Origin of the sequence: Hymenobacter ginkgonis (assembly GCF_009755225.1) — a bacterium.
Taxonomy (GTDB): domain Bacteria; phylum Bacteroidota; class Bacteroidia; order Cytophagales; family Hymenobacteraceae; genus Hymenobacter; species Hymenobacter ginkgonis.
On sequence record NZ_WQKZ01000003.1, the window covers coordinates 955,071 to 981,458 of the forward strand.

Sequence of the window (26,388 nt, forward strand, 5' to 3'; positions counted from 1 at the left end):
CGCAGGGCTTAGCGACGAGAAAAATCGAGCAGCGACTCTTGCTCGTAGGCCTGCCCGCGCTGCTGCTGCTGGGCGGGTACGCCGGGCGTGCGGCTGGTTTCGCGGCCAGATACGTTGTCGAACGTCGTGACTCCTGCCGGCCCCACGGCCCCAAAACCATCGTCGTAGCAATAGTAAGCAAAAGGCACCGCAATGGGTCCGAGTAAGTTACGGCCCCACTTATACGACGCAGTGGGCAGCGCCAACTGCCGCAGCAGGGTAGTGGCCACGTCGGTTTGCGAACCCAAGGTAGACACCACCCTACCCCGCACCTCGGGCCGCAGCGCCCCGCCCGCCAGCAGCAGCGGAATATGAAACTTGGAAGGTGCCTCATTAGCCGAGCCACCGGGCAGCGGGTGGCCGTGGTCGGCGCACAGCACAACCAGCGTATGTGCCCACCAGGGCTGCTGCTGCGCCGCCTTCAGGAAGCGCCCTAAAGCCCAATCGGTGTACCACACCGAGTTGCGGTACAGGGAGGTTTCGTCGGTGCCGGGGTAGTGGCTGGCAATTGGAATCTCGAACGGCTCGTGGCTGCTCAGCGTAAAAGCCGTCACGAAGAAGGGTGCCCGCTGCTGCCCCAGGTCGGCCAGCAACCGGTTGAACAGCACGTGGTCGTGGGCGCCCCACTTCGAATTTTGGTCGCGGGCCGCAAAGTCGGAGCGGCCAATTAGCCGCTCGTAGCCGGCCGTGCGCAGGTAGCTCTGCATATTGGCAAACGCCAACTCGCCCCCATAGTAATAGGCCGATGAGTAGCCCGCCGCGCCCAGCGAACGGCACAAGTGAGGCAGGGTTTCAATCTTGTGCTGGTACTTGATAATGCTGGTAGTGGGCTGGTTGGGGTAGCCCGAGAGCAGCGCCACCAAGCCCTTCTGGCTACGGTCGCCGGCCGCGTAAATATTGTTGAAAAGTACACCGGAGCGCGCTAGGCTGTCGAGGTTGGGCGTCACGCCGGGCTCGCCGCCTACGCTCCCCACTAGCTTCGCCGTGAAGCTTTCCAGGATGATAAACAGCACATTGGGCCGTGGCTCGCTCAGTAGCTCAATACTGGGCGAGGGGGTAGGGGTCTTTGGGTGCGGGTACAGCTCCTGCACCAACTGGCGGGCTGAGCTAGCCGGCATGAAGTGCGGCACCGGGTGCTCGTCGCCCTGCCGGAGCACGGCATCCAAAAAATTCCAGGCCGCATTCACCGCCGCGTGGTTAGCAAACGAATACGTTGAAAAATAAACGTCGCTCTGGTTAACGGGTATTTGCTGCACTCCGCCGCGCAGCGGCACAATGAGCAGGATTAGGTAGAGCAGCCCTACCAGGGCCGCGCGGCCCCGCCCAAAATAGGGGGGTAGGGGCGGTAGCCGGCGCACCAGCAACCGATAGAGCAGGCAGCCCGCTAGCCCCAACTCAGCTAAGGCCAGCAGCAGGCGGCCCAGCGGGGCACTGCCCGTCGAGGCAATCAATTCGCGCGGGCTACTTAAGTATTGCAGCACCGTGGTATCCAGCCGGAAGCCCCACGCCTGGTACAAACCTAGGTCGATGGTAAGCAAGGCGATTACGGCCGCCCCCAGCAAAAGAGTGTAGCCCGCCACCAAGCGTTTTAGCGCATCGCCGGGGCCCACCAAGCTAGTAAGGCTGAAAACCGCGATGGGCACTATACTTAGGTACGCCGCCACCGAGGCATCGAGCCGCAGCCCGTAGCCAAAGGTGCCTAGCAGCGTAGCCAGGGGTAGGGCAGCTGATTTACTCCAGAAATAAACCAAGAATACTGCGCGTCCTACTTCCAGGAATAGCAACCAACCCAAAAAATAGCGTAATGGAAACGCAACACGACTCTTCACGGCCGCAAAAGTAACCAGTCGGGCAAGGTAAAGCAGAACCAGAAATAAGCCGGACGATTAAATTGCGAAGCATTTAACCAAGATTCTCGGCGCCCCAAGCCTGTTGACAGACAAGGCTTCGTCGGGATTTTGGGGCTGTTTACCCGGTAGTTGGTGCCAATTAGAGAGGGATAAGGCAAAGAATTATCTCTTTTGGCGTACTTTTGCCTTGAAACCGATACCCATCCTCTCATTTCATGGCAATTCTTCGCTTCAAAGCTCTCGAACTTGTGGACCAGCGCCAGCCGCTGACGGTGACGCCCGAAAAAGGCCGCCGCTCCGACTCGTTTGGGCAAAACGTGTTTAATCTCGAAGCTATGCGGGCCAACATGCCCGGCGAGTATTTCAAGAAGCTACAGGCAGCTATCAAGCAGGGTACGCCCGTAGAGCGTTCAGTTGCTGATGCCGTAGCATCGGCCATGAAAACGTGGGCCATGGCCAAAGGGGCCACCCACTACACGCACTGGTTTCAACCCCTGACCGGCGCCACCGCCGAAAAGCACGATTCCTTTTTCGACCTCAACTCAGATGGTCGGCCAATTGAGAATTTCAAGGGCTCGGCCTTGGTGCAGCAGGAACCCGATGCATCGTCGTTCCCCAATGGCGGTATCCGCAATACCTTCGAGGCCCGCGGCTACACCGCCTGGGACCCCACTTCGCCCGCTTTCATCATTGAAACGGTAGGCGCCAAAACGCTGTGTATTCCTACCATTTTTGTGGCGTACACCGGCGAAGCGCTTGACTACAAAGCGCCGCTGCTTAAGTCGTTGGCAGTACTGGAAAAAGCCGCCGTTGACGTGTGCCAGTACTTCGATAAAGACGTGCAGCGCGTGAACACCACGCTCGGCATCGAGCAGGAGTACTTCCTGGTTGACAAGGCGCTCTTCGACGCTCGCCCCGACCTCGTAATGACTGGCCGCACGCTGTTTGGCCACGCTCCCGCCAAAGGCCAGCAGCTCGAAGACCACTACTTCGGCTCGATTCCACCCCGCGTGCACGCCTTCATGCTCGAGTTTGAGGAAGAGGCCAACTCGCTGGGTATTCCGCTGCGTACGCGCCACAACGAGGTGGCACCCAACCAGTTTGAGTGCGCTCCAACCTTCGAGGATGCTAACCTAGCCATCGACCACAACCAGCTGCTGATGGATGTGATGGACCGCGTGGGCCTCAAGCACAACTTCAAGGTGCTGCTGCACGAGAAGCCTTTTGCCGGCGTCAACGGTTCGGGCAAGCACAACAACTGGGCAATGAGCACCGATACTGGTGTAAACCTGCTCGCCCCCGGCCGTCGGCCTAAGGAAAACCTCCAGTTCCTAGCGTTCTTCATCACTACCGTGAAGGCCGTGCACCGCTACGGCGACTTGCTGCGGGCCAGCATCGCCTCTGCCAGCAACGACCACCGTCTTGGCGCCAACGAAGCGCCGCCGGCTATCATGTCGGTATTTTTGGGCTCGATGCTCGACGGCGTGCTCGACGAGCTAGAGCGCACTGCCAAGCTGCCGCTCGACAAAGGCGACAACATCTACCTCAAGCTCGGTATTGATAAGATTCCGGCCATTTTGCTTGACAATACTGACCGTAACCGCACCTCGCCTTTTGCCTTCACCGGCAACAAGTTTGAGCTGCGTGCCGTAGGCTCGTCAGCCAACTGCTCGTCGGCCATGACCACGCTCAACGCTATTGTGGCCGACCAGCTCATCGACTTCAAAACTGAGGTAGACGAGCTTATCAACCAAGGCAAGAAGAAAGAAGTAGCCATCGTAGACGTGCTACGCAACTACGTCATCAGTTCAAAAAATATCCGCTTCGAAGGCAATGGCTACTCGGACGAGTGGAAGGAAGAGGCAGCCCGCCGCGGCCTAGCCAACGTGCCTACCACCCCCCAAGCACTCGACGCGCTGGTGCGCGACGACGCTGCCGAGCTGTTCATGCGCCACGGCATTTTCTCGGAAGTAGAGCTACACGCCCGCCACGAGATTTTGCTGGATGAGTATATCAAGAAAATTCAGATTGAAAGCCGTGTGCTGGGCGACTTGGCTGTTAACCACGTCATTCCCACTGCGATATCGTATCAAACCAAGCTGGTGCAAAACGTGCGCGGCCTGCGTGAGCTAGGCCTTGACGACGAAAACAGCGAAGTAACCGTAGAGATGATTAAAGCAATCTCGCGTTATGTATCGACTATTAAGAGCACGGTTGATGAAATGACCAACGCTCGTAAAGACGCCAACAAAATTGAAGATGCCCGCGAGCGTGCCATTGCGTACTGCGACACGGTAAAGGAAAAATTCGCGGTTATTCGCCGCGCGACCGACAAGCTCGAACTGCTTGTGGCCGATGAGGACTGGCCCCTGGTGAAGTACCGTGAACTTTTGTTCCGGCACTAGCCATTGGGTTGGAGCCACGGACCAGCGCTGGGTGGGAATTCTCGCTGCGTCCGGGTTTGGAAAGGGTCGTGCCGGGTGGCGCGGCCTTTTTTTATGTGCCTACTACACTGGCTCGCTTTAAACTAGCGTAGAGGCTCTTTTTAGGAAAAGGCGCCGGCCACAGCAGGCCAGGCTAGGCCACGTTTTTCACGGATTTGCCACCCTTTTCTGCCACCCTTTTGGTAGCGGGTTCCCCCGTGCGGGCCGTGCGCCGGTAGGACTCGACTAGCTCGTGCTCGTTGATGCCCAGGTAACGGTTGAAGTTGGCCTCCGTCTGGTGGCCAGTGGCCATCATCACCTGCGAGCGCGGCACGCCCTGGTAAATCTTAAGAGTAGCAAACGTCTTGCGGCCAATGTGCATGCCCAGGGGCAGGCGCGTGAAGCCCAGGAGCTGCTGCAGCAGGGGCAAGTACTTCCAGGGGTCGCGCACCCAGGGCAAATAAGTATCGAGGCCTAGTGGGGCGTACTTGGCCAGCAGGGCTACGGGCTTAAATACGTCGTCGTCGAGCAGGGGCACCCGGCAAATAATCTCGGTTTTGCCCGCGCGCATGCGCAAGAGTTCGCCCTGCACGTGGTGGGGCGCCAGCTTATCGGCATCCGAGAGGCGCAGACCGGTGTAGGCGCAGAGCAAAAACTTATCGCGGGTGTACTCGAGCCGGTCGCGGTGCTCTTCGTGCGTGAGCGAGCGCCGCTCGTAGGTCAAGGGGAAGCTTTGGCGCACCAGCTCCAGGGCGGCGGGGCTGCCCAGGTCGAGCGCGGCCACTGCCAGCAGCTCGGGGGCTGTGAGGGCCTCCACGCCCACGTAGCCGGGCACCAGGCGCAACACGCGCCGGAAACGGGGGTTGACGGGCAAGTCCTGTTCCTCGGCCCAGAATAGGAACTGGCGCAGCTGCTTGAGAAAGCCGTTGAAGGTGCGCGGCGAGCGGCCGGCTGAGCCGAGCACGTAGTTGCGAAACTGGTCGTAGAAGGCCGGGTCGATGCCGTGCAGACTTAGCCCGGCGCCGGTGGCTAGCTGGAACCGGCCCAGCTCGTCGCGCAGCTGGTTGTGGGAGTGGATGACGTCGCGGCTCAAGCGCCGGCCCGTGCGCACGGATACCTTGGTGGCCTCGGCGTCGATCCAGCGCTGGAAGTGCTGCATAAACGTGGGCGCGGCCAGCGAGGGTGGGGGAGGTAGCTCCGCGGCGGGACCGGCCGTGAGCCGGGCGAAGCGGTATTCGATTTCGGCTTTCATGGCCGGCTTGTCGAGTCGGCGGCCACTCATCTTGGCCTCGTGCGCGGCGCTGGTGGCCGCGTCCGCATAGCGGTTGAGCACCGTGTTGATGTCGTCGAGGTAGGTGCCGGGCTTGGCTTTGACCCGCTCGCGTTTGTCATCCCAGTCTTTTGGGAGGCACTTCTGGCCGGAAGCTAAACGTAAGCGCAGGTTGTCCCAGCAGAAGGTGAGTTGAATGCGGGCCAGACCTTTCTTACTGACCCGCTCAGTGAGGAGCTGGCGGGTTACTTCCATTGGTTGGTAAGGTAGCTTGGTATCTCGGAAGTAGGAGAATCATGAACCTCTAAGTTGTCTAGCCATGGCAAAGTTACATTGGTTAAGTGGACCGCTTAGGCGGCTACATCGTGCTGCTAAGAGTGCTAGCGGTTCAAATTAATAAGGAAGTGAAAGTATCTACGAACTTAGGCGAGTCGTTTCCTCAAATAGGGAGAATTGGGAACTGCGGTCGGTCATAACACAAAGCTACCAAACAGTGGGGAGTACTATACAAAGCAAAGCGCTTCTACCTATGTCAGCAGGAGCGCTTTGCTATGATAATTTCGGAAAAGTCACGAATTGTAAAGCACTAGGTATTTACAATAGATGAGTATTTATTACTTCTCATTGCAAAAGCAGGCATAGTACCCTCTAGTACTTTAACGATTCTACCGTTAATGACCGAATTCTCAATAGCCCCGCTTATAATCTCAACCTTATTTCCATCGAATTTATCTATTGATGTGCTTATTACCTGTTCAGAATCACATACTACGGCAATATTAGGATTATGAGTAACTATTATTATCTGCCTATTTAATTTTGCTTTTTTAATAAAAGGAACAAGAATCTCATATACACTCTGGTTATCCAGATTTTCCTCTGGCTGGTCTATGAGCAAAGGAGTATCTGCCTTATCTAGTGTTAGATAAAAAATTAATAGCAAAGCACCTTTTTCCCCAGGAGAAAGCTGAGAAATATCCTTGTCAGCTAACATTAGTGCATAGGTGGGCTCTAAATAATCTAACTCGAAAAGAAAATTATAAAAGGCAGTTTCTTTAGCTATCCGAATTTGACTGTGAATTTCTCGAGGTGCATTATTTAAATCAGGCCGAGTATCAAATTCAAGATTACTGACTGCTGCATCTAAAAAGGATTGACAGCCTACAAAAGTACTAAAATCACAATTTCTTAAAATGCTTTTGAGCTGTTCTTGTCCAGTTTCTCTACCACAAAAGCTGCCTTTAGCACTATGTGTAACGAAGCTAAAGAATTCAGCTTCTAGGTCCTTTTGTTTTAAAGAAACATTCAAGGATATAGGATAATTTTTTAAAATATCCCTGTACTTGTCCATGAATAACGTTACAGGCTGATAAAGCTCTGAGTATATTTCGGTAAGCTTGAGTTTTATGTTAAAAATTTCTTTTGCCACTTCTAAGCGCTCTGCTCTTTTCGCATCAATTTCTATTCGCAGTTCTTCTTCAATATATCTTACCTGTTCCTCATAATAGGTAATAGTGCCATCTTGCGTGGCATGACCTTGTATTTTATCAATCCTGCTTCGCCAAGCTAGGTAATCAGTTAAGTATTGTTGATAAGCCTTTGATGGAGCATCGAGCAATTGCTCTAATCGGTTCTTTTCTGCTTGAAGTAGATTTAACTGGGCTAGTAAGCTTGGCTCTCCATGTACATCAAGGGAGGCTTCTATCCCCGTGTTATTTTGCTTCAGCTTAAGTATTTCAGCTTTTATAGGTTCTTTGTTAGTAGTTATATGAATTAACTGTTCAAAGGACATGGATGTTCCTTGTAAAAGCTTGGCAAAATTCGTCTTGTGGTTTTCATAAAGAGTAACAAAGCTATCTACTTCTTGGAGCATTTTTTGTAAATTCCCTAAGATGGTGTTATTTCTCTTTCTGCTTTGTTGTTGTTGAAAAATCTTGTGGTTTATGTCACTAATACGATCAATGATTTCCGTTATTTTAGCACTAATAGCAGCTGTTGCTGATGTATCATTGCTAAGAGCTGGGTCTAGTACCTCTTCAGGCATTAGTGCCTCAACAGCTAATAGTTCTTGTTTCTTGTTAGTCAGTAAATTTCGTAAACTTTGAATGTGTTCGCCAGAAGTCTTTTTTTCGAGCGAGACTATAGTGGTATTCACATGGTTTAGTTTCAGTTTAATCGTTTCAATATCTCCTAATAAAATTTCTGACTTATTACTAAGTAATTCATCAATAGTAACAGTATTTTGTCTTAATTCATCCGGAATGTGAGAGAAAATAACCTTTTTCAATTCACTCAGGAATTCAGCCTCTTGTTCATTGCAAAGTTTTTCTAAGAATTGTTGTGGTATGTATTTGACTCGTTCGATTGAGCTATTGTCAGGTGTATAGTCTAATGGCCTTTCTTGCCCATTGCCGTCGTGCCAAATGATCTCGGCCTTAAAATTGCTCGCTTTATTGTTTCTTTTAAATCGCGCATTGGTTAGAAAGGAATACTTATCTGTCCCCTTTACATTGCCTAGTAAGGCTACAATATCCAGTAAAGCGCTTTTCCCATGGCCTTTATTTCCAATAATAGTTACTAATTCAGAATTGATATCGATGCTTATGTTCTCAAACCATTTTTCCTTAGTCTTAGCATCAGAAATTCTGGAGACTTTAATAGTCTTAATGTATTTAGTGGGATTGTTTTTAACCCGTCTTAGAATCTCTGGTGTTTCACCTACAAATACTCTATCTGTCTCATGGATTATTTGCTTTAGTCCCTCGAATGTATTATCAGCTTTAATCCATAAAGGTGCTTTTATAGAATAATTACGTATATCGTGGTTGTCTGAGCAAAGTATTAATGGTAGTCGCTTGGAAAGGTGAGGAAACACTTTTTGCTCATACATTTCAATATCACTGGTTTGACCAATTTCATAGATATCAATGTGGTCAACCATGTCACGTTTTTGCGCCATTTTATGACTTAAGGCGCTAGTTATGCTTTCTACACTATTAGATTTTTTTCCTGCATGAATAGATACTAGGCCGCCGAGTTGGTGAATGACAGCGCAGATAGGCTCGAATAAGCAAAAGAACCCTTCATCCCCACCCTTGGCTGCAATGTCAGCAGGTGTTATACTAAGCTTCGTCCAGACGTGGTCGAGATTACAATCTTCTGGAAAAATACCAATAAAATGAATAGAATCTGATCCACCTTTATCTGAACGGAGTTCAATACCTGGGAAGATGGTAATATCTACTGCTTTACCTAGCTGCTGTAGCTCTCTAATACGAGCAACATCCATTGTGTGATGATCTGTTATAGCGACAGCAGCTATCTCATTTTTTTGTAGTGTTTGGATAATTTCCTCGTTGGTAATACTCTTATTTTTATAATCGAAAGACGCGGGTGTATGAAAATGTAAATCCCATTTTTTCCAGGTGGAACCTTGTGATTTTTTCATTATAGTTAATGCAGAATGGGTTCAAGAAAGGTGTTTTGTAAGACGAGAATACTATTTGTGTTTTTGCAAATAGCTGGTAAACAATGATATATTAAGTCAATTTTCTTTGAAGGACATGTCCAATGACAAGCAACAAGTAGCCGCGACTATTAAGCGCCTAGTGGAGGAATTACAACTAGAACTGGTTAAAGCTCAGCAAGCTGGCTTGATAGTAAAGCTTACCCCTCCGTGCACCTACTCCCTAGACGACAGGGCAGGGGAGGTGCATGTGGAAGTGTGGGAAAAGGTTATTTACTGAGGCTATTGACCGTATGCTTAATTTGCCTAACATCCTTTATCAACTCATCTTGGTCACGTCCTATGATAAGCTCGTTGCGAATGCTCACGCCCATATCATCTTGCAACGTTTCGAGCCTTGATATGACCAGCCGTACATTGTGGTCGACGACGTCAAGATTTTTGAGCGTCTTTTTCAGCATGCTTCTTAGGTCATCGTATTCCTCCTTGCTCATGACCCAGGCTGGCACCTCCTCAGTTTGTTCTGGTGCTACCGACTCCGGTGAACTTGGGACTTCATCGCTAGAATGAGAACTGCGAAATATAGAAAACAGAGACATTTATAAGACGGAAAAATGATTGGAAGGGACAATTAGCAAAAGTGCGAGTGAATATACAGTACAGTACTAAGTAAAGATTCTTTACTTATTCAATTAGCTATTTTTTGCTGTTTAGTTTCATAACAAAAAGGCCCTTGCTGATATCAGCAAAGGCCTTTAGCTTGGGAAGTTAGCCCTATTGGTTCTCGTTGGCAGGAGCAAAGAAATTAGCAGTGTGGCGAGACAATATATCTGCTGCAGCAATAACATCTCTGGGGCAAGCCGTTGCCGACCGAAGAGTCTTGAGCATTCAGAAATAGCCTACTTGTCATGTGAACGATGTTTTGGTACTGCGCCTTTCCCTCTGGGCTATCTTTAAATTTGCGTAACTCTTCAATGAGAGTGCTGAGTGTAGGGTTTCCCTCAAGCGCAAGGGCTTCGGCAATTGTCTCTTGGGTTGACTTTGGAAGAGTTGGCCGCTTGATATCTGTTCTGCGAAGTAGAAGGCGCGAGGCAACGTTGCGGGCCGATTCGATAAAGCTGCGCCGCACGGCGACTGAGCTACGATTAGGTAGCGGTTCGAGAAACAGGATGCTAAGTTCTTCTACTTGGTCGGCAGTGGTTGTGGAGTCAAATAGTACATCAAAGCCCCGCAGACCGAGCGCTTGAGCTAGGAGTAGGCGAGCGTGAAGGGTGCCAGCTGGTTGCCCATGCTTCAATATGCCAGCAGCTAACGTGTCGGATACGCAGGCCCCAGTGATGAGTATGCCTAATATCTCGTCTAGGTATGCACCGAGAATGAGAATCACTCCCCGGTCTGACTCTAATTCAACTAATTCAGTGATGCGCTAAGTAGTAATAAGCGCTCTTCCTCTTTCGATCGCTCTTTAGGATTAGACTGTTTTTGTGACGAAGTAGCCATGTATCAGGACTAATATAGGCGAACGGAGGAGGTGCTAACTGATAAAGCAATACTAAGACTTTTTTATATCAGGGCTAGTAGGATATGAGCAGAGTAGACTAAGCATTTTTGGTAGATACCATTCACGGCAAATCTCCTCATACATGCTTGCGAGATTCGTCAAGTGGTGCCAAGTCATAAGTATCTCACCAAAAAGGACCTCAGCTTTTTCATCAGGCTTTGGGTGCAACAGATTGCTTTTTAATGCAAGTAACTCCGCCTTGCTATCAGCCAATGGTTTCCAAGCAGAATACTCCCAAATATCCAAATACTCAATTTGATTTATAAACAGTAGCAGTATATCATCTATCGTTTTTCCATCTATTGTAGATCCATCAGTGTCAGCTCTTGCGTGCTCTAGTTGCTCCCTGTATGTGTGAACAGGCCACGTTTTGAATTGGAATATGTGTGCAATCTCATTCTTCTGATAGAAGAACTTAGAAAAAGCGGCTAGCAGCTTTGCTCGTTTGCCATAAAATCCAAAGGCTGCTTGGGTGACTTCTTTGTCTTTTAGATTATTATAAGCTGGGATAGTAACTGTTACTGAGGCTTGTTTCTCGTAATCAGGAGTCTTGGGTAAGAGGAGTTTATCAATGTAATCGTTCATGCAAATGAAGTAGGCATCTTCAGTTGTAATGTTGACTACAAGTAGTAAGACTGATACACTTGCTCCCCAAGTCTGGATAGTATAGATGGAGTTTGTGTCAAAAGGATATTTTATCACAGGTATTTCTATGTGCTCAGACCTGTTTTCTCTCCATTCTGCTTTTGCCACATTGCCAACTGGATATATTTTTTCTGGCGTTTCCTCTAAATCAGTGACTGATTTGACTTGCACATAGATAAACTCTCCCAACGTCTCGGAATATCGCTCATCTATTTTGTCAAATAGTTCAATAACTAAGTCTATCCCATAATCGGGCTGGTTAAATGGCCTAATGACCCACTCTTTAGGGAGATGCTTTTTGATTACATCATAAGAGCCATCCTCCATAATATGTTGGATGACACGTCTTTTCCTCCGTGCCTTGTAAGAATCATCCATTAGTTAGGTGTTAGGTCGATTAAACGCAGCCTTAAGCAGATCAATAGTCTCCTCCTTCGAGGCAATAAGCGCATCCTTCGTAGCTAGTTGGGCTTGCAGATGCTCTACCTGTTGCTGGGTCTTATCGAGTTGCGCTTTTAAGATGTCGCGCTCCTTCTCGCAGTCGGAGAGGCCATCGTTTTTCTGGATAGCCTTGCCGTTTTTGCCGCTCGCTACATTATTTCTGTCCCCAGAAATATTAGTCTGAGTCACCGAGCCTTCATCATCGCTTATAAAAGGCTCTTCTCTACCTGTGATGAGCCATACCAGATTCACCTGCCTGAAAGTGTTGGAAATCTTTTCTAATACTTCTGAGCTAGGTTTAGCTGTTCGGTCGATATAATTACGAACTGTTGTTTCGCTCAATTCTAGGGCACGTGCAAAGCTGCCCGCCTTCATTCCTAGTTCTTTAAGCAGAAAATTTAGGCGCTGATTAATAGTCGTTTCCGACATAATTAGGAAGTTTTATCAATGTTTTATTCCTGATTAGGAAGCACTATCAGGAAGAATACCCGTATGTTTGTGGCGTGTACAGTACTGAGTGGCTGCAAGAAAGCAACTGCCAGGTGAATTGTGCCAAACATGAGCTATGACCGAGCGCCAGAAGTACCTGCGGTTGCTGTCCATTGTCATCGAGGACCTACCCACTAGCGCCATCGACGCGCTGATTCGAGACGACTACAAGTCGTCAGCCTCGATGCTCAACAACGTGCGCATTGGGCGCTCGCATCACCTGGGGCACCTGGTGGCGCTGGTGCGCGTGGGTCTGCCCAAGTACCAGATTCCGGCCGAGCTGCTGCCGGCTCCCACGCCCGCCCCGCTGCTGGCGTGATGGAAGCGCGCGCTCCTTACCACACGCCGGCCCCTAACGCCCTGCGCAACCTGGCACAGCCCATTGCCGCCTGGCTGCGCACGCAAGGCTTTACGGCCACTGAGCACCACCAATACACCGTGCTGGTGGCGCACTGGACGGGCAGCCGCGGCGAACACTTCCAGTTTACCTACGACTGGGTGGCGGGCACTAGTCCCGACGCTACCTGTCGGCTGCAGGTGTACCAGCCCGGTGAGGCGCGCTACGACGTCCTGTTCACCGCCCAGCGCGTGCGCCGGCTTCGCGACGTGCGCCGGCTACTACTCGGTAACGTGCGCTACGCCAATGCTCGCACCCTGGCCACCCTGCCTCATCCGGCCCTGTAACCTTCTTTTTCAGCACACCCATGCCCGAAAATTCCCTCACTGTCTCCTGCACCCCCGAGCGCCAAGCCCTCTTGCAAGGCCTGGCTCAGCAAGCCGCTGCCTGGTGGCGCAAGCGCCTCGAAGGCCACGGCTACCTGAGCGACTTCGACAACGGCGACCATAGCCGCGCCGGCGAAACCGCCCAGCTCATGGCCAGCATGGCCGCGCTGCGCACGCCCCGGCCCGAGCCCAGCCGGTTGGAGGGCTTCGAGCAGCTGCTCCGCGAACTAGTAGTCACGCGGCTTTGGCGCGAGCCAGTGCCAGCCAGAGCCTACTCGCTGGTGCTCAGCGTGGACTACGGGCCCGAGGGCCTGCTGCGCGAGGTGGCCCAGGAAGCTGGCGTGACGGGCTTTCCTTGGAAAACCACGATGTGGGTCTGCTGGGCCGCCGACCCGGCTCAGTGCTACGTGGAAGTGCGCGCCGGCTACGGCCGCCCCACCGAGCGCCTGCCCGCGGTAGGAGGGGAGTAGGCCCCTCATCGTCTCTAATCAGTCTTTCACACACCTAATCGCTTCTCTGCCATGCACCTGAATACTACCCCCGACTTGCCGCTCGCTAAGCCCTGCATCCGCGATTTGCACGAGCTGCTGCACCAGCACCTAAGCCCGCAGCTCGTAATGCTTACCCCCCTGCCGGAGCTGGAGCGCCGCCTGCACGAAATCGCCGCCCAGCACCCGCGCTTTCGCGAGGAAGCGCCACTAGTGCTCAGTGGGGAGGCCCGCCGCCGCCACCGCTACAGTGGCGGGCTGGGGGTGACAGGTAAGGCCAGCCAGGTAGCCTAAACTCTTCTGAATCTACGCCTTTTGCTTCTTTCTACTCATCCCTCTCTCACCCTTCTCGCTCCTTCCCTTATGCCCAAGCACCTGCAGTTTCCCCGTGTTTCGCTCACCGATGCCCGCACCGGCAAGCGGGTGCGCGTGTCCGCCTTCGTCCCCGGCGACGCCGTGGTGCCCGTCCCCCAGCCGCAGCCCATTTTGGGCTACTGCTACCAGGCCGGGCACCTACGGGTGTACGTGCAGGGCACCATGCCGCCCGCCCTGCGCACGGCGCAGGAAGAAGGGTGCCTAGACCAGGAAGTGCTGCTCGTGGCGGAGCTGCCGGCCGGCATTCAGGAAATTGACTGGACGGACTGCCGGCGCGAGTTCAGCCTACAAAAAGCGGCCTAATGCGCAGCCAACGCTCGTTTGGCGGCCCGTTGCCGGCGCGCCGCCCGGTACAGGACCCGCGTCCGGCCCAGGGCCTGGCCCAGGGGCAAGCGCTCCCGCACGGCCTGGCAGCAGCACTCCTGGCTCAGCAGGGCCGAGAGGGCGTTCTCCGTCAGCTCGCGGGCCCGCGCCGCCGACACGCAGTAGCTCGTCTGCATCAGGCCATGGGTGCGGAGCCAGAGGGCATCGAGTCGGGCCGACAGGCCGGCCGGTTCCGGGCGCAGCTCCGGGGTGCCGCTGGCCAGCAGCAGGCGCACCAGGCAGTGGAGCTGGGTACTCAGCAAACTCGCGCGCCGGGGGTGGCAGCAGGAGAAAGTAGGGCACATGGGCAGGAAAGGGGCGGGAAAGTACACCCAACGGTGGGTGCGCCCGGCCCAGGTTAAGAATTGTACCAGAGTGCCGTTCAAGACGAGCTTACTAAAAGTTTATTTTTCGTTCAATTTCTAGCACTTTTTTATGACCGCTGCCGACCTGCCCACCGTGGGCTACCTCGACCACTGGTTTCGGGCCCTGCTCGCCCGCGTCGAAGCCCCCGCGGCGGCCGCCGCGGCACCGGCCGCCAGCGACGTAGTGCTCTACAGCGTCCAAGCGCTCGCCGAGGTGCTCAGCGTGGACCCCGGCACGGTGCGCCGCTGGCTCAAGGTGGGCAAGCCGGACCCACACGACCCCCAGAACGCGGCCCAGAACATTCGCCTGCAGGCCTTCTACTTCAACTCCGAGGCCCGCATCCCCTGGGCCGCGGTGGTCGCCTACGAGCGGGGGCTGCGCTTCGAGCTGGCCACGCTGCCCCCGCCCACGGCGGCCCCACCCAAGCCTGGCACCGTGGCCCCGGTGCCGGCCCCGCCAGTCGCGAACGGCGAGCCGCCCGGGCTGCGCCTGGCCTCCTAAGTCTTTACCAGTCAATTCCCTTTTTATGTCGATTGAAACCCTCACCGGCGACGAGTTTGCCCAGCTGACCGTGGCCGAGCACCAGGAGGCCCTGGGCCTGTACTCGGTCGCCGTTACCGTGCAGGCGCTGCAGCTGCGCCAATTGGAGCCCCGCTCCACCGTCCACGAGGACTGCTTGGACAAGATGGCCCGGCTGCTCACCATCCGCAAGGTGCACCAGGTGCGCCTGAACGAAATGCAGGACGACGCGCGGGCTCCGCGCCTGCGCCTAGCCTCGCAGCAGTACGACCACAACGAATTAATTCCCATCAGCTAATGCCGCGCGTCAACGTCTATTCGTCCGCATCGGTCAGCACGAAGCTGGCCTGCGCCTTCCAAGAACTCAGCCGCCTGGGCGTGGAGGTCGTGCTGCGGCCCCTTTCCGAGTTGCCGCCCGCTGCTCGCCCGCTGGCCAGCAAAGCAATCCCCACGAAGCGGGTAGGGGAGCCGCAGTAAGCTTTCCGCAAGTAATTATTTCCCCTTCGTCTAACGAAGACGTGCGGTGGTGCGGCCCCTAAGGGATTCCGGTCCGCTTAGGGGCCCCGGCCACCCGCCATGCCGGCTCGACGCCGGCCGGGGAGCACAGGGCCTGCACGCAGGTTCGACCGGGGGTGGATTTTGGCGTCCATACCGCCCCCGGTCATCTTTTTTCTTTTTTTAACCTCAACAGCCCCCTTCCAGCTTGTTGCCGCTTCCCTACACCCTGCGCTCCGCCTACAGCCGGTTAGCCCAGTTTCTCAAGACCCTGCGCGCCCAGATGCCGCTGGTGGTGCGCACCCGCACCGTGCGGGGCAAAACAGAGCAGTACCTGGTGCGCCCCAAGGCCCTCTCCGACGGCGCCCAGGCTACGGCCCGCGTGCTACTCGTCTGGGCCATCGACGCCGTGGAGCAGCTGCGCCGCGTGCCCCTGCTGCTGGAGCCCGCCACCGACGCGCGGCCCACGCCGCCCCCGGTGGCCACCAACAACGAGCAGCTCGCCGCCTTTCGCCAAGTCTCGTCCCGGGCCATTCGGGACCATTTGCGCGAATTGCAAAAAATCGGGTTCATCGCCCGCAAAGTCTTCCGCGGTACAAAGGCCAATTTCGAGGTTTACCTCAACGCCGAGTTCGTCTGGAAAACTGCCAATAAAACCTCTAATAGTCCATTTAAGCCCAAAAATGCTCAGGCCGCCCCGGCGGCGCCAGCGCCCGCCTCGGCGACAAATCTTCCGCTTATTGTATCACTGGAAAAACAGGATAATAAGGAAATAGAAATTGCCCAGGTGGATAAGTTAGTAACCCCCGAGGCCACTGGCGGCGCGGGTGCCTTGACTGGCAACACAGGGCCGCAGGCAGGGGCAAAACCGGCCCCCACGCCGCCTGTAGCGCCCCGCCAGGCGACGAAAGCAGGGCAGGGGGGGCGGGCGGCGCCCCTGGCGCCGGCCGGGGGCACTGCGGCCGCGGCCCAGCTGCAGGCCGAGCGCCTGGCGCTCACGGCCCAGGCCTGGCACTACGCCTGGAAGCGGCTCTACCCGAGCTGCGCCTTCGACGAAACCGAGCAGCAAAAAGCCATGCGGGCCATCTGGTACGGGGTATACCGGGGCTTCGGGCCGGTCCTAACCCCCGAGCAGTGGCAGCGCTACCACGACCAGGTGCTGCAGCGCATCGATTTGGCGGCGGCCTACTTCCAGCGCTACCCCAACAAGTTCGCGCCCAGCCCCTTTGCCGAGTTCGTGACGGGCAGCGGCTACTTCGACGCCGAGAACAGCCGCGGCTTTGTGGGCACCGAGGCCTGGCTGGCCCGCCAGGAGGCCAACCAGCGCCAGCGCAACATCACCCGCGCCCTGCTCACGGCCCGCCGGGCCCTGAAGGCCCACCGCCTGGGCCTGGCCCCGAAGCGCACCCAGGTCCTGAGCAGCCTGCAGCTCTTCCGCTACCACGAAGCCAAGCTCAAAGCCTACGGCCCGGACGCGCTGCAGCGCTACTACGCCCAGGTCGCCCAGCCGGGCGTGCCGAGCCCGCACCGTATTGCCTTTACTGCGATTGCTACCACCTAATTCCTTTTCCCTCCCATTGCTACTACTTCCCCCCGCTCTGCCTCCGTGCAGCAATTCATTGCCAAGGCCCACACGAAGCTGCTCGTCTACTACTTCGACGGGGGCGTGCGCACCTGGTACGGGCGCAATAATCTGCCCGAGGGCCGCCTGGCGGCTGACCCGCGCGCCGTGGAAATCAAGCGCCACGACCGCTACGTGGCTAAAACCGCCCCCAGCATCAAGGTGGCGCTGCTCTACGACCAGCACACGGGCGAGGAGATTCGGCGCTTTAAAAACGGGACCTGGTCGTAATGCGCCTGCCCCACCTCGACCAGCGCATCCACTTGCCCTGGGGCGAGGCCGGGCAGCTGGCCCAGGCCATCGAGTGGGTGCTGTGCCGGCAGCTCGAGCCCCCGGCCCGGCCGACGCTGGCCCTGGTGCTCAGCTTCGGCCCGCTCTACCGGGTGCGCGGCCGGCTGCTGGCCCGCCACTGGGTCGAGCAGCACCACGTAGGCGAGCGCCCGCGCCGGCCCTGGCGCCTGAGTTTGCGCTACGAGGAAGTGGCGGCGCTGCTGCTCATCTGGGAGCAGGCCCCGGCCGCCGGCGGGGCGTGGGGCGAAATCCAGCGGGTGAGCCTGAATCTGACGCGCTACGTGGACTTTGATAAGCGCTAGGTAGGGCAGGAGTAATAGCCGAGCTTAAGGCTGGTAGACAAAGTTTTAGCGGGACCATTCAGCATACTTGGTAAACAGGTATAGTTCACGGTATATTTACAAAACCGCTCGTCTGTGCCCGCTTTTCTGCATGCCTTCTTCTTTACGCACTTCCCGGCTTTCTACTGCTTCCCCGTCCTTTTGCCCGCCCGCCCCTAACGCTAGGTTTGAGCAGCCTAAGCCCGCGCCCGCCGTGAAACGCATCGACTTTCCCATTAAGCCGCACCTGCTCAAATACCTGCAGGTGCACCTCAAACTCCAACGCCTGCAGGACTCGCCCATCTTGGTGGAAGACTATTTGCTTTCCAAAACCAACCGCTTTGGCTTTGCCCTTAACCAGCTGCTGCGCAAGCCCGCCAAGAGCGCCCGCCACGAGGGCAGCAGCGAGGAGTGCACGGCCGTGCTGGGGGTGGATCTGCGCAATTTCAACGCCGCCTACTACGACCTGCTGCGCGGCAAGCTCACGAGCTACGTGGTGTTTCAGTTCAACGACTTTGTCGACGACAATTTCAAGGACACGCTCTACTGGTGGGTGCGCGAGCACCGGGCGCGCGGCTCCACCATCAAGGACGCCATCCGCTCGTTCATGGTGTTCTACGACCTCACGGAGGACGACGTGGCCTACGAGACCCTGCGCAAAGCCGTGCAGCGCAACGCCGGCCTCGGGCCCAGCAAAAAAAAGGCGGCTAAAACGGGCGATTTTCCGATGAATCTGTCCCAAAAAACGGGCGGTTTGTCCCAAAAAAAGGGTAAAGTGTCCCAAAAAACAGGCGTTTTGTCCCAAAAGGACACCTTTTTAGCTGTGCGTCAAGAGCTTATGAAGCTGCCTCTGCACCTGTTCGAGACCGAATTCTTCCATGCTGCCCGCTAGCGCCTACCAACTGCGCAACGTGGCGCAGCCCCCGGACGAAAACACCGGCGGCATCGAGGCGCTCTGGTACGCCTTGGCCAGCGACCTGGTTGACTTCCCCGCCGAGGGCGAGCTGGTCATCGACCAGCTCACGCTCCAGCCCGGCGCCTACTGGTACCAGCTGGTGAGCACCCGCGGCACGGTGCGCTACAAGCAGACCCCCAAGGACCTCGGCCGCCACGGCACGAGCCAAACGCAGAAGCTCGTCGGCGTGCTGGCCCGCCACACGCCCGACCTGGCTAAAGGCTTGGAAGCACTCGAGGGCCAACCCCTAGTGGTGCTCTACCGCGACTTCAACGGACACGTGCAGCTGGTGGGCACGCCCGAGCAGCCCCTGGCCTGGACCGACAGCTACGACTCGGGCCAGGACCCGAACCAGCGCAACAACTACGACTGGACGCTGGCCGGCGAAACGCCCCGGCGCGCCCGGCCCTACCTGGGCACCTGGGAGGTCAGTGAGCGCGGCCTGCAAAGCGGCCTGCAGCTGGGCACTTCGGGCGGCCTGGTCGAACTGCGCACTGAAAAGGGCCGGCTACTGGCCAGAGTGCCGGCCGGCAAGAGCGTGGTGCTGCGCTCCGGATTTGGACTTGATTATCAGATAGTATAATGACCGCAGCCTTTTTTAAGCAGAAGTGGAACGCGCGTTTCCAGGATAACGACGACTTCAAAATCAAGGAGAAGGACCTGCGCGAGTTCAAGGACGACGTCGCGGCCCTGGGCGGGGGCGCCACGGCGCAAACGGACCTAATCGTGAGCCTCTCCAACGGCAAAACGATGGGCACGCTCCAGTCCGGCGACCTCATCGCGGCTGGCACCCCGTTCGACGATGCCTTCTTTCGGCGCGTGCTCGTCGAGGCTATCTACCCCACCTACGCTACTGCAGGCCTGAGCCTAGCCCAATCGGCTGACCAGGATGGGGAAGTAGGGGAGTCAGTGGCCAACACGCTCACGGCTAACTTTTACCAGCGCGATGCCGGCGCGCTCACGGCCATTCGCATCGTTAAGAACGGCGCCCAAATCAGCTCAGGTGGCACCAGTTCGCCGTTTGTGCGCAACTCCAACGTCGTGCGCGTGCTCGGCAGCCTCGTGTTCCAGGCCTTCGTCAGCTACGGTGCCGGCGATGCCAAGCTCGTGCCCCCGGCCAACCAGGCTGACACGCGCCCGCCAGCCGTGCGTAACCCCGACGCTCCCCAGGCGGCCGAAACTGACTTGCCTAGCAACCAGGTGCTGCTCATCGGGTACAACAAGTTATTCTTCGGGGCCACTGCCGCGGCGCCGGCCGACTCGGCAACGGTGCGGGCCTTACCCCAGTCGCAGCTCACGAACGTCGGCCACGTCGGCCAGCTCACCACCGGCACCAGCGCAACCCGGTTTGCTATTGCCCTACCCCCCGGCTACCAGCTGCTCAACGTCACGGACGTCGATAACCAGTCGGCCAACGTCACGGCCGCTTATGCCTCTCAGGGCACGCTCAGCGTGCAAGACCCTAGCGGAACCCCTTATAACTATACCCTTTACCTCTATACGGCGGCCACCCCCTACGCGACGTCGGCGCGCCACCTCTTTACTTATGGCACTTAGCCCGCAGGACATCGGTACCACCTTGCCCGGTGGCTACGTCAACTCCCTCGGTGGACCAGCCGACGCCTACTACGCCCACCGCGATGGTACGCCCTACGCCACGGCAGCCGAGGCCTGCGCCGCCGTGCCGGTGCCGGCCCGCAAGTCGCGCACGGTGAATGTAGCGGGCCTAGAATACCAGTGGCTGAGCGACACGAGCGATGCGGGCCTGAAGCTAAAAGTAGCCGCGCCCGGCGTTGGTGGCAACGTCATTGCCCTTAGTGGCGCCGGCGTGGCACAGGTGTACGAGTCGCTGGGCGCCTACGCGGCGGTGGGCAGCGCCAGTACGCTGATTCTCAACAAGGAAACGCCTGCTGCCGGCCTTTCGGTGAGCGCCAGCATTCTGCGCGGCAATGCCACTAGCGTGGCGGGCACGCCGCAGAGTCCGGTGGTCGTGAACTGCGGCTACTGCTACGACGGCGCCTTTACCAACGCCAAGTTCGGCGCGGTGGTGGCCTTCAACACCCGCTTCAATCAGAGCGAGTTAACCCGGGGTATCTACAGTGCCTGCGTGCTGAGCGGGGATTTTAAGATCAGCGGCGACATTACGCTCGGGGCCGGCACGCAGGTGCCTGATAACTTCCTGGCTGCCGGCACGAAGAACGCCAACGGCACCTACACCATGCCGGCCGGGGGCATCGTCACGGATGCGCGCGGCGTAGGGGGGGCGGCTCCCGCTGCGGCGGGTGGCACAACGACGGTGCAGGTATTCACCGCCTCGGCGACCTGGACGAAGCCGGCCGGTGCCAAGCTCGTGCGCGTCATTGCCATCGGCGGTGGCGCCGGGGGCGGCTCGGGCTGCATGGACGGCAACGGGTCCGAAACGGGGGGCGGCGGTGGGGGTGGGGGCGCGCGCAGCGAGCGCACGATTGATGCGGCCCTGTTGCCGGCCACCGTCGAAATTGCGGTAGGGGCTGGCGGCGTTGGCGGCGCTGGGCCAACTAATAGCAACGTAGCGGCACCCGGCTCTTTCGGGGCGGAAGGGGGCATTTCGCAGTTCGGCACCTTTTTGCGGGCCTTCGGGGGTAATCCCGGGGTGGGGGCCCTCAAGCAAGTATACTCGGCCCAAACGATGCCCGCCCGCGGTACCGCGCCCGGCGGCACCGGTGGCGGCGGCGGGGCCAACCAGAGCAACGCCTACGACGGGGCCCCGCAGCAGGTGGACGAGTTCGGCGCCGGCAGCGCCGCGGGGGGTGGGGGCGGTGCCGCCACGGACGGCACTGGCCAGGGTGGCAACGGCGGCAGCGGCGGGGTGAGCAGCGGCGGGATGCTGCTGGGCCAAACCACGCCCGCCCTGGGGGGCCAGGCGCACGCCAGCGCCAATGGCACCAGTGCCGCCGATCTGCCCGCCCGCGCCGGGCTGGGCGCTAACGGGGGCGGGGGTGGGGCTGTGGGCAATGCCAGTTGGGACTACACCGCCGGCATCGGCGGCAAGGGCGGTTTTCCCGGGGGCGGGGGCGGGGGAGGGGCCGGGGGCATCATGGGCCAGCCGGGGCCAGCGGGCAACGGCGGCAAGGGCGGTGACGGCCTCGTGCTCGTCTACACTTACTTCTAAGCGAAGGCCCCGCCTCACCCGGCGGGGCTTTTTGATGTCCTTTTTGTGGGCTGAGGCGCCGGCCAGCTTTGCATCGATTCTTACCCGCTATCGATGCTGACTTACCCCACACTCACCTCTATGCTGCAAGCCCCCGTCCTGTTGGAAGGCCAGGGGGTGCAGGTGCTCTACGCGCAAATTGCCCAGTTGCTAGCTGGCAAAACGGGCGGCGCCAGTGAGCCGGAGCGCGAGGTCATGCAGCTGGGCTTCTCGGCCTTTACCCCGCACGCCGCGGCCCTGGGCGTCACGCGCTACTCGTCGCTCGACGAGGTGCCCGCCGGCTCGATCGCCGTGCACACCATCGCGGGCGTCATGATGCCCTTCGACTCCTACTACGCGGTTGGCACCGGCACGATCGGTCTGCGTGTGCAGCAGGCCGACGCCCACCCCAGCTTCATCGGCCACGTCGGGGTGTTCAACACGCCTGGCGGCAGCACAATGGGCCTGGAGGACTTTGCGAACGTCATCGCCGGCACCCAAAAGCCCTTCGTCTCCTTGGTGCAGCAGGCCTGCTCCGCTGGCTACTGGAGCGCTAGTGGCGGCAACGTGGTGATGCTGGCCGGCAAGACGGCCATGTGCGGCTCGATCGGCACGATGGCCGAGTTCCTGGACTTTACGGGCTACTTCGAGCAACTGGGCATCAAGACGGTAACCGTCAACGCCTCCAAGTCTGTCAACAAAAACGCCTCCTACCAGGCCGCCATCGACGGCGATCCTGAGCCGCTGCGCGCGGAAATCCTCGACCCGCTTAACGAGGTGTTCCTGAGCACCGTGACCACCAACCGCGGCGACAAGATTCCGGCCAAGCAGCTGGAGCTGGTCACCAGTGGGATGGTCTTCGTCGGGGAGGCTAACCTCAGCAACGGCCTGGCCGACCTGATGGGCAGCCTGGACGAGGCGGTCGCCCTGGCCGAGCAGCTGGCCACCGAGGCCGATTCTATTGATTCTTCCCTTTCATCTTCTAAAAATCACATGTCCCTTTTTGCGAAAAAGCTGGTTTTGGGCGCTGCTGCGCACGCCCTGGTCACGGCCGAAACCATCACCCCCGAGCAGCTCACGGCCGCCAATGGTGAGCTAACGGCGGCCGGCGTGACCGGCGCCCAACTCATTGCCGAGGCTGCCTACAGCGACCTGAGCGCGCGCGCTGGCCGTGCCGACACGGCCGAGGCTACGGCCAGAGGCTTCACCGATGCGCTGGCGGCAGCTGGTGTCACCGACATCGCGGCCCTGGTAAGCCAGCGCGATGCCTTCAAGCTGAAGGCCGACCTCTACGACAAAGGCCCTGGGGCGGCCCACACCGACCCGACCCTGGTGGCCGGGGCCACCGACGTGGACAAGGAGGCGGATGCCAATCAGAAGCTTATCGCCCAGCTGCCCCACAACCAGGCCCTCGACAACAACCCCCTCTTCAACAACTAAAAGCCAGCAGTTGAGGAGCTAGACGCTCGGCTAATTATCAGCTTATCACCTATTTATTTTTCTATCGCTAGCTAATGACTATCGCAGCCATTATCGCCGAATTCGGCGCCTATTACCTCAACAACGGCCAGAACGCCACGCGCCTGGTTCGCCTGTTGTTTCGCCCGGCTGTCACCGAGCAACTCTTCGTCCCCCGCGTGTCGGACGATACGCTCTACCAGGCCTCGCAGACCCGGCTGGGCCGCATCCTGCAACCCTTCCACAAGAACTGGACGCCGCTGGGCGCGCTCGAAGCGCTGCCTATCGTCATCAAGCAGTTCAAAATGAAGGCGGACCTGGAGGAAACGCCGGACGATTTGGAGGCAACCTGGTTGGGCTTTTTGGCGGGCGACAGCCTCAACCGGACGGAGTGGCCCTTCGTGCGCTGGTTCATTGAGGTGCACGCCTTGCCCCAGATTCAGGAGGATTACGAACTCAACGAAATCTACCTGGGCAAGCGCGTCGAGCCCAACGGCACGACGCCTGGCGCCGCTGGCACCGCGATGGACGGCATCCGCACCCAGATCAACGGTTTCATCACGGCCGGCCGCACGACGCCGGTGGTGCTCGGGGCCATCCCGACCGACCCGAAAGCCTTCTGCGAGTACGTGGAGGCCTTCGCCCACGGCACCCTCAAGCGCTACCGCAACGTGCCCATGTTCATGTCCATGAACGAGGACCTGGCCCTGCGCTATGCCATCGGCCGCGATGCCAAATACAACCTGGCCACGACCCCGGTGGTGACGGCTACGCCGGACGGCAATGACCCCCTGACTACGTCGGTGGCCATTCAGCACAGCCGGCAGCGCGTGATCGGACTGCCCTCAATGGGCGACTCGCCCAAAATCTGGATGACGCCCGCCGACAACGCGATCCGCCTGGCGAAAAAGACCCAGAACATGGGCCAGTTCCAGGTGGAGAGTGTGGACCGCAAGGTGAAGCTGTTCACCGACTTCTACAAGGGCGTCGGCTTCCTCATCCCCCAGGCCATTTTCACCAACGACCAGGACCTGGACGCCTAAGCCAGCCCCCCTGCTTCTCAGCCGGCTCCTGCAAAGGGGCCGGCTTTGTAGGTGCCAACTTATTCATTTTTAAATTCTAACGCCCCATTACCGTGGCTGACAAAGAACCAACACTGACGCTCGATCAGCAAATCGAGGCCCTCAAGCAGCAACTGGCTGAGCAGAATTCCATCATCGAAGGCCAGGCCGAGCAACTCAAGGCGGCCGAAGCGCAGGGCGCGGGTGCCCTGCCGGTGGTTACCCACGAGAAGAAGCGCTACCAGGTGCTAGCGCGCAAATTCATCCACAAAGAGGTGGAGATTGACGCCAACTCGCTCAAGACCGACAAGGACCTGGTGAAGGCCCTGGTGGAGTCGGGCACCGGCATCCTGAAGGCGCTCGACTAAGCACCTCAGCCCCCGCTACGATTTATAGTTTATCCTAGTCCACTATTATTTTAAGTTATTCAGTATGAATACTTTCAGCTTAACCCACTTGAAGGGTCCGCAGGGAGACGACAACACGCCTGGCCTGCTGGGCTACGTGCTGGTCGCCCGCGAGGACGCCTTCTCGAAGATTGCCAAGGCGCCCAAAACCGGCACCACGGCCGGCGAGACGGCCATCATCACCGACAACCACACCTTTACCAATGCCGATGATGGTTTCGCTAAGGTGTACCTGACGCTGGACTCCAACATGCTCAAGGCTGCCATCACCGGCGAGCGCGACGGGCGGGGCCTCAAAATTAGCTTTGAGGGCTTCCACCCCGGCAATAACGCCGAGGCGCTCGAATTCATGCGCATCGTCAAGAACCTGGGCCTCATCATCTTGGTGCCCGACGCCGATGGTACTTACCTGCAGGTAGGCGCTGAGGGCCTGCCGGTGGAGTTTGCCCCTGACTACGACTCGGGTAAACTCAGCTCGGGCCGTCGCGGCTTCACCGTGAAGGGCGAGGCTTACGCCAACGGCATGTATATCTACGCCGGCACCGTTAAGTACAAAGCATAACGATGGCGTCGCCCCTTCCTCAACTCCAGCCCGAAGTAGCCGAGAAGTTCCGGAGCACCGTCATCCCCTGTAGGATTGAAATGCCCCGGCTCGGGCTCACGTTTGACTTGCGCACGCTGACCTTGGCCGAGGCGCTGGAACTGATGAAAATTCCGGACTTCACCTACTTAGTCCCGCGACCAAAGCGTCGAAAAGCGGCGAGTTCTAGTACGTCGAAGTAAGGTAAAAAAGCCCCATTGCCCCCGCAATGGGGCTTTTTTACGTCCTTTTTTACCGTGGCCGGCCGCGGCAACTTCGGGGCATGAAATTGTCCGACATCCGCGACTGGCTGGTTTCTGGCCAGGACTTTACCGAGGGGGTAGCCCTCTACGCTCAGGTAGGCACCAGTAAGACCTACCAGCGCTTATTTGCCCTGGGTGCCACGGCCTACAGCCAGGGCGTGCTGCAGCGGGAGTTGGCCCAGCTGGTGGAGGTCGTCGGGGAGGAAATAAGCCACCTGGACCAGGACCTGCGCCCGGTGCCGGTGCCCCCTGCGGCCCCGGTGATGCCCGAGCCGGTGCCAGTAGTGCCTGAGCCGGCGCCAGTGGCGCCCGTAGCCACCCCGGTGCACTTGGCTTTCAACCAGCCCCTAGAGGAGCTGCTCGACGCAGCCGAGCAGTACGCCGCGCAACTGCTGGCCGAGCTGAGCCAGCAGCTGCGCCAGGTGCGCGACGAGCGCAGCCACCTGCACCCCCAGCTGACGGCCAAGGGCCTCTCCCGAAAGGCCCGCCTGGTCCTGGCCCTGCAAATCGTCGGCCTGACCAGTGAGGAGGCCAAAATCAAGGCCCTGCAGGCGCACGTGCGGCAGCACGGCAAGCTGCCTGGCCCGGTGGCCAGCGCGCAGCTCAACGACCAGGGCCAGCTGCGCCAGCGCCTGCAAAACCGGCTCAGCTACCGCTGCAAGCTGCGCAAAAAGCAGCCCGCCAAGGCCGCCCAGCTGGCCGTGGTGGAGGCTGAAATCGTGCTTATCCGTTCAAAATTAACTAGTTAAT

At 57.8% G+C, this 26,388-nt stretch carries 29 protein-coding genes; 21 read left to right on the plus strand and 8 right to left on the minus strand.

Annotated features, from left to right (window positions below; translation table 11 throughout):
* Positions 1-8: 8 nt before the first annotated feature.
* Entirely contained in the window at positions 9-1,832 is a 1,824-nt protein-coding gene (locus tag GO988_RS15355; RefSeq protein WP_157566980.1) for an LTA synthase family protein, read from the minus strand.
* A gap of 272 nt (positions 1,833-2,104) precedes the next feature.
* Between GO988_RS15355 and GO988_RS15360 the strand changes: the two genes are divergently transcribed.
* On the plus strand, positions 2,105-4,294 hold the full coding sequence (locus tag GO988_RS15360; RefSeq protein ID WP_157566982.1) for a glutamine synthetase III family protein: 2,190 nt from the start codon (positions 2,105-2,107) through the stop codon (positions 4,292-4,294).
* Positions 4,295-4,466: 172 nt separating this feature from the next.
* Here the strand turns inward: GO988_RS15360 and GO988_RS15365 are convergent, their stop codons facing one another.
* A complete protein-coding gene (locus GO988_RS15365) occupies positions 4,467-5,837 on the minus strand; it encodes a hypothetical protein (RefSeq protein WP_157566984.1) in 1,371 nt (456 codons plus the stop codon).
* A gap of 331 nt (positions 5,838-6,168) precedes the next feature.
* Positions 6,169-9,030 carry a TrlF family AAA-like ATPase gene (locus GO988_RS15370; RefSeq protein ID WP_157566986.1) on the minus strand — a complete coding sequence of 954 codons (2,862 nt, stop codon included), beginning with the start codon at positions 9,028-9,030 and terminating at the stop codon, positions 6,169-6,171.
* A 115-nt stretch (positions 9,031-9,145) separates the two neighbouring features.
* Here GO988_RS15370 and GO988_RS15375 point away from each other — a divergent pair, with 115 nt between their 5' ends.
* Positions 9,146-9,328, plus strand: a complete 183-nt coding sequence (locus GO988_RS15375) for a hypothetical protein (RefSeq protein WP_157566988.1) — start codon at positions 9,146-9,148, stop codon at positions 9,326-9,328.
* Here the strand turns inward: GO988_RS15375 and GO988_RS15380 are convergent.
* The 3 genes from GO988_RS15380 to GO988_RS15390 form a co-directional block, all read right to left on the minus strand.
* Complete coding sequence (locus tag GO988_RS15380) at positions 9,318-9,647, minus strand: hypothetical protein (protein ID WP_157566990.1); 330 nt, start codon at positions 9,645-9,647, stop codon at positions 9,318-9,320. The genes GO988_RS15375 and GO988_RS15380 overlap by 11 nt on opposite strands.
* 953 nt (positions 9,648-10,600) lie before the next feature.
* Entirely contained in the window at positions 10,601-11,632 is a 1,032-nt protein-coding gene (locus GO988_RS15385) for a DUF4365 domain-containing protein (protein WP_157566992.1), read from the minus strand.
* Between the two features lie 3 nt (positions 11,633-11,635).
* Entirely contained in the window at positions 11,636-12,124 is a 489-nt protein-coding gene (locus tag GO988_RS15390) for a helix-turn-helix domain-containing protein (protein WP_157566994.1), read from the minus strand.
* Positions 12,125-12,260: 136 nt separating this feature from the next.
* Between GO988_RS15390 and GO988_RS15395 the strand changes: the two genes are divergently transcribed.
* The 5 genes from GO988_RS15395 (at position 12,261) to GO988_RS15415 (ending at position 14,073) form a co-directional block, all read left to right on the plus strand.
* The gene (locus tag GO988_RS15395) at positions 12,261-12,503 is read left to right on the plus strand and encodes a hypothetical protein (protein WP_157566996.1); all 243 of its coding nucleotides are present in this window, start codon (positions 12,261-12,263) and stop codon (positions 12,501-12,503) included.
* On the plus strand, positions 12,503-12,868 hold the full coding sequence (locus GO988_RS15400; RefSeq protein ID WP_157566998.1) for a hypothetical protein: 366 nt from the start codon (positions 12,503-12,505) through the stop codon (positions 12,866-12,868). The genes GO988_RS15395 and GO988_RS15400 overlap by 1 nt, the downstream gene beginning before the upstream one ends.
* A gap of 20 nt (positions 12,869-12,888) precedes the next feature.
* On the plus strand, positions 12,889-13,377 hold the full coding sequence (locus GO988_RS15405; RefSeq protein WP_157567000.1) for a hypothetical protein: 489 nt from the start codon (positions 12,889-12,891) through the stop codon (positions 13,375-13,377).
* Between the two features lie 51 nt (positions 13,378-13,428).
* Positions 13,429-13,689, plus strand: coding sequence for a hypothetical protein (locus GO988_RS15410; RefSeq protein WP_157567002.1), 261 nt, complete (start codon positions 13,429-13,431; stop codon positions 13,687-13,689).
* A gap of 69 nt (positions 13,690-13,758) precedes the next feature.
* A complete protein-coding gene (locus GO988_RS15415; protein WP_157567004.1) occupies positions 13,759-14,073 on the plus strand; it encodes a hypothetical protein in 315 nt (104 codons plus the stop codon).
* Here the strand turns inward: GO988_RS15415 and GO988_RS15420 are convergent.
* Entirely contained in the window at positions 14,070-14,438 is a 369-nt protein-coding gene (locus tag GO988_RS15420) for a hypothetical protein (RefSeq protein ID WP_157567006.1), read from the minus strand. The two genes, GO988_RS15415 and GO988_RS15420, sit on opposite strands and share 4 nt — an antisense overlap.
* Before the next feature lie 130 nt (positions 14,439-14,568).
* Here GO988_RS15420 and GO988_RS15425 point away from each other — a divergent pair, with 130 nt between their 5' ends.
* Positions 14,569-15,000, plus strand: coding sequence for a hypothetical protein (locus tag GO988_RS15425; RefSeq protein WP_157567008.1), 432 nt, complete (start codon positions 14,569-14,571; stop codon positions 14,998-15,000).
* 25 nt (positions 15,001-15,025) lie between these two features.
* The gene (locus tag GO988_RS15430; protein WP_157567010.1) at positions 15,026-15,316 is read left to right on the plus strand and encodes a hypothetical protein; all 291 of its coding nucleotides are present in this window, start codon (positions 15,026-15,028) and stop codon (positions 15,314-15,316) included.
* A 16-nt stretch (positions 15,317-15,332) separates the two neighbouring features.
* Here the strand turns inward: GO988_RS15430 and GO988_RS15435 are convergent, their stop codons facing one another.
* The gene (locus GO988_RS15435) at positions 15,333-15,470 is read right to left on the minus strand and encodes a hypothetical protein (protein ID WP_157567012.1); all 138 of its coding nucleotides are present in this window, start codon (positions 15,468-15,470) and stop codon (positions 15,333-15,335) included.
* A 251-nt stretch (positions 15,471-15,721) separates the two neighbouring features.
* On the opposite strand from GO988_RS15435, the gene GO988_RS15440 reads away from it, so the two are divergent.
* The 12 genes from GO988_RS15440 (at position 15,722) to GO988_RS15495 (ending at position 26,387) form a co-directional block, all read left to right on the plus strand.
* On the plus strand, positions 15,722-17,074 hold the full coding sequence (locus tag GO988_RS15440) for a hypothetical protein (RefSeq protein ID WP_157567014.1): 1,353 nt from the start codon (positions 15,722-15,724) through the stop codon (positions 17,072-17,074).
* Between the two features lie 45 nt (positions 17,075-17,119).
* Positions 17,120-17,365 carry a hypothetical protein gene (locus GO988_RS15445; RefSeq protein WP_157567016.1) on the plus strand — a complete coding sequence of 82 codons (246 nt, stop codon included), beginning with the start codon at positions 17,120-17,122 and terminating at the stop codon, positions 17,363-17,365.
* The gene (locus GO988_RS15450; protein ID WP_157567018.1) at positions 17,365-17,727 is read left to right on the plus strand and encodes a hypothetical protein; all 363 of its coding nucleotides are present in this window, start codon (positions 17,365-17,367) and stop codon (positions 17,725-17,727) included. The genes GO988_RS15445 and GO988_RS15450 overlap by 1 nt, the downstream gene beginning before the upstream one ends.
* Positions 17,728-17,959: 232 nt before the next feature.
* The gene (locus GO988_RS15455; RefSeq protein ID WP_157567020.1) at positions 17,960-18,637 is read left to right on the plus strand and encodes a hypothetical protein; all 678 of its coding nucleotides are present in this window, start codon (positions 17,960-17,962) and stop codon (positions 18,635-18,637) included.
* Positions 18,624-19,283, plus strand: coding sequence for a hypothetical protein (locus GO988_RS15460; protein WP_157567022.1), 660 nt, complete (start codon positions 18,624-18,626; stop codon positions 19,281-19,283). Before GO988_RS15455 ends, GO988_RS15460 begins: the two co-directional genes overlap by 14 nt.
* The gene (locus tag GO988_RS15465; RefSeq protein WP_157567024.1) at positions 19,283-20,257 is read left to right on the plus strand and encodes a hypothetical protein; all 975 of its coding nucleotides are present in this window, start codon (positions 19,283-19,285) and stop codon (positions 20,255-20,257) included. The genes GO988_RS15460 and GO988_RS15465 overlap by 1 nt, the downstream gene beginning before the upstream one ends.
* Positions 20,247-21,851 carry a glycine-rich domain-containing protein gene (locus GO988_RS15470; protein WP_157567026.1) on the plus strand — a complete coding sequence of 535 codons (1,605 nt, stop codon included), beginning with the start codon at positions 20,247-20,249 and terminating at the stop codon, positions 21,849-21,851. Before GO988_RS15465 ends, GO988_RS15470 begins: the two co-directional genes overlap by 11 nt.
* A gap of 120 nt (positions 21,852-21,971) precedes the next feature.
* Positions 21,972-23,309: a S49 family peptidase gene (locus GO988_RS15475; protein WP_198172789.1), complete on the plus strand. Its 1,338-nt coding sequence runs from the start codon at positions 21,972-21,974 to the stop codon at positions 23,307-23,309.
* A gap of 74 nt (positions 23,310-23,383) precedes the next feature.
* The gene (locus GO988_RS15480) at positions 23,384-24,370 is read left to right on the plus strand and encodes a hypothetical protein (RefSeq protein ID WP_157567036.1); all 987 of its coding nucleotides are present in this window, start codon (positions 23,384-23,386) and stop codon (positions 24,368-24,370) included.
* A 92-nt stretch (positions 24,371-24,462) separates the two neighbouring features.
* Entirely contained in the window at positions 24,463-24,756 is a 294-nt protein-coding gene (locus tag GO988_RS15485; RefSeq protein WP_157567038.1) for a hypothetical protein, read from the plus strand.
* 64 nt (positions 24,757-24,820) lie between these two features.
* Entirely contained in the window at positions 24,821-25,357 is a 537-nt protein-coding gene (locus GO988_RS15490; RefSeq protein WP_157567040.1) for a hypothetical protein, read from the plus strand.
* 301 nt (positions 25,358-25,658) lie between these two features.
* Entirely contained in the window at positions 25,659-26,387 is a 729-nt protein-coding gene (locus tag GO988_RS15495; RefSeq protein WP_157567042.1) for a hypothetical protein, read from the plus strand.
* Position 26,388 lies beyond the last annotated feature (1 nt).

Excerpts from the sequence above, each read along its gene's own strand:
- GO988_RS15360 (WP_157566982.1), top strand. The coding sequence starts at position 2,105 with ATGGCAATTCTTCGCTTCAAAGCTCTCGAACTTGTGGACCAGCGCCAG.
- GO988_RS15365 (WP_157566984.1), bottom strand. The coding sequence starts at position 5,837 with ATGGAAGTAACCCGCCAGCTCCTCACTGAGCGGGTCAGTAAGAAAGGT.
- GO988_RS15370 (WP_157566986.1), bottom strand. The coding sequence starts at position 9,030 with ATGAAAAAATCACAAGGTTCCACCTGGAAAAAATGGGATTTACATTTT.
- GO988_RS15375 (WP_157566988.1), top strand. The coding sequence starts at position 9,146 with ATGTCCAATGACAAGCAACAAGTAGCCGCGACTATTAAGCGCCTAGTG.
- GO988_RS15380 (WP_157566990.1), bottom strand. The coding sequence starts at position 9,647 with ATGTCTCTGTTTTCTATATTTCGCAGTTCTCATTCTAGCGATGAAGTC.
- GO988_RS15385 (WP_157566992.1), bottom strand. The coding sequence starts at position 11,632 with ATGGATGATTCTTACAAGGCACGGAGGAAAAGACGTGTCATCCAACAT.
- GO988_RS15390 (WP_157566994.1), bottom strand. The coding sequence starts at position 12,124 with ATGTCGGAAACGACTATTAATCAGCGCCTAAATTTTCTGCTTAAAGAA.
- GO988_RS15395 (WP_157566996.1), top strand. The coding sequence starts at position 12,261 with ATGACCGAGCGCCAGAAGTACCTGCGGTTGCTGTCCATTGTCATCGAG.
- GO988_RS15400 (WP_157566998.1), top strand. The coding sequence starts at position 12,503 with ATGGAAGCGCGCGCTCCTTACCACACGCCGGCCCCTAACGCCCTGCGC.
- GO988_RS15405 (WP_157567000.1), top strand. The coding sequence starts at position 12,889 with ATGCCCGAAAATTCCCTCACTGTCTCCTGCACCCCCGAGCGCCAAGCC.
- GO988_RS15410 (WP_157567002.1), top strand. The coding sequence starts at position 13,429 with ATGCACCTGAATACTACCCCCGACTTGCCGCTCGCTAAGCCCTGCATC.
- GO988_RS15415 (WP_157567004.1), top strand. The coding sequence starts at position 13,759 with ATGCCCAAGCACCTGCAGTTTCCCCGTGTTTCGCTCACCGATGCCCGC.
- GO988_RS15420 (WP_157567006.1), bottom strand. The coding sequence starts at position 14,438 with ATGTGCCCTACTTTCTCCTGCTGCCACCCCCGGCGCGCGAGTTTGCTG.
- GO988_RS15425 (WP_157567008.1), top strand. The coding sequence starts at position 14,569 with ATGACCGCTGCCGACCTGCCCACCGTGGGCTACCTCGACCACTGGTTT.
- GO988_RS15430 (WP_157567010.1), top strand. The coding sequence starts at position 15,026 with ATGTCGATTGAAACCCTCACCGGCGACGAGTTTGCCCAGCTGACCGTG.
- GO988_RS15450 (WP_157567018.1), top strand. The coding sequence starts at position 17,365 with ATGCGCCTGCCCCACCTCGACCAGCGCATCCACTTGCCCTGGGGCGAG.
- GO988_RS15460 (WP_157567022.1), top strand. The coding sequence starts at position 18,624 with ATGCTGCCCGCTAGCGCCTACCAACTGCGCAACGTGGCGCAGCCCCCG.
- GO988_RS15465 (WP_157567024.1), top strand. The coding sequence starts at position 19,283 with ATGACCGCAGCCTTTTTTAAGCAGAAGTGGAACGCGCGTTTCCAGGAT.
- GO988_RS15470 (WP_157567026.1), top strand. The coding sequence starts at position 20,247 with ATGGCACTTAGCCCGCAGGACATCGGTACCACCTTGCCCGGTGGCTAC.
- GO988_RS15475 (WP_198172789.1), top strand. The coding sequence starts at position 21,972 with ATGCTGCAAGCCCCCGTCCTGTTGGAAGGCCAGGGGGTGCAGGTGCTC.
- GO988_RS15480 (WP_157567036.1), top strand. The coding sequence starts at position 23,384 with ATGACTATCGCAGCCATTATCGCCGAATTCGGCGCCTATTACCTCAAC.
- GO988_RS15490 (WP_157567040.1), top strand. The coding sequence starts at position 24,821 with ATGAATACTTTCAGCTTAACCCACTTGAAGGGTCCGCAGGGAGACGAC.
- GO988_RS15495 (WP_157567042.1), top strand. The coding sequence starts at position 25,659 with ATGAAATTGTCCGACATCCGCGACTGGCTGGTTTCTGGCCAGGACTTT.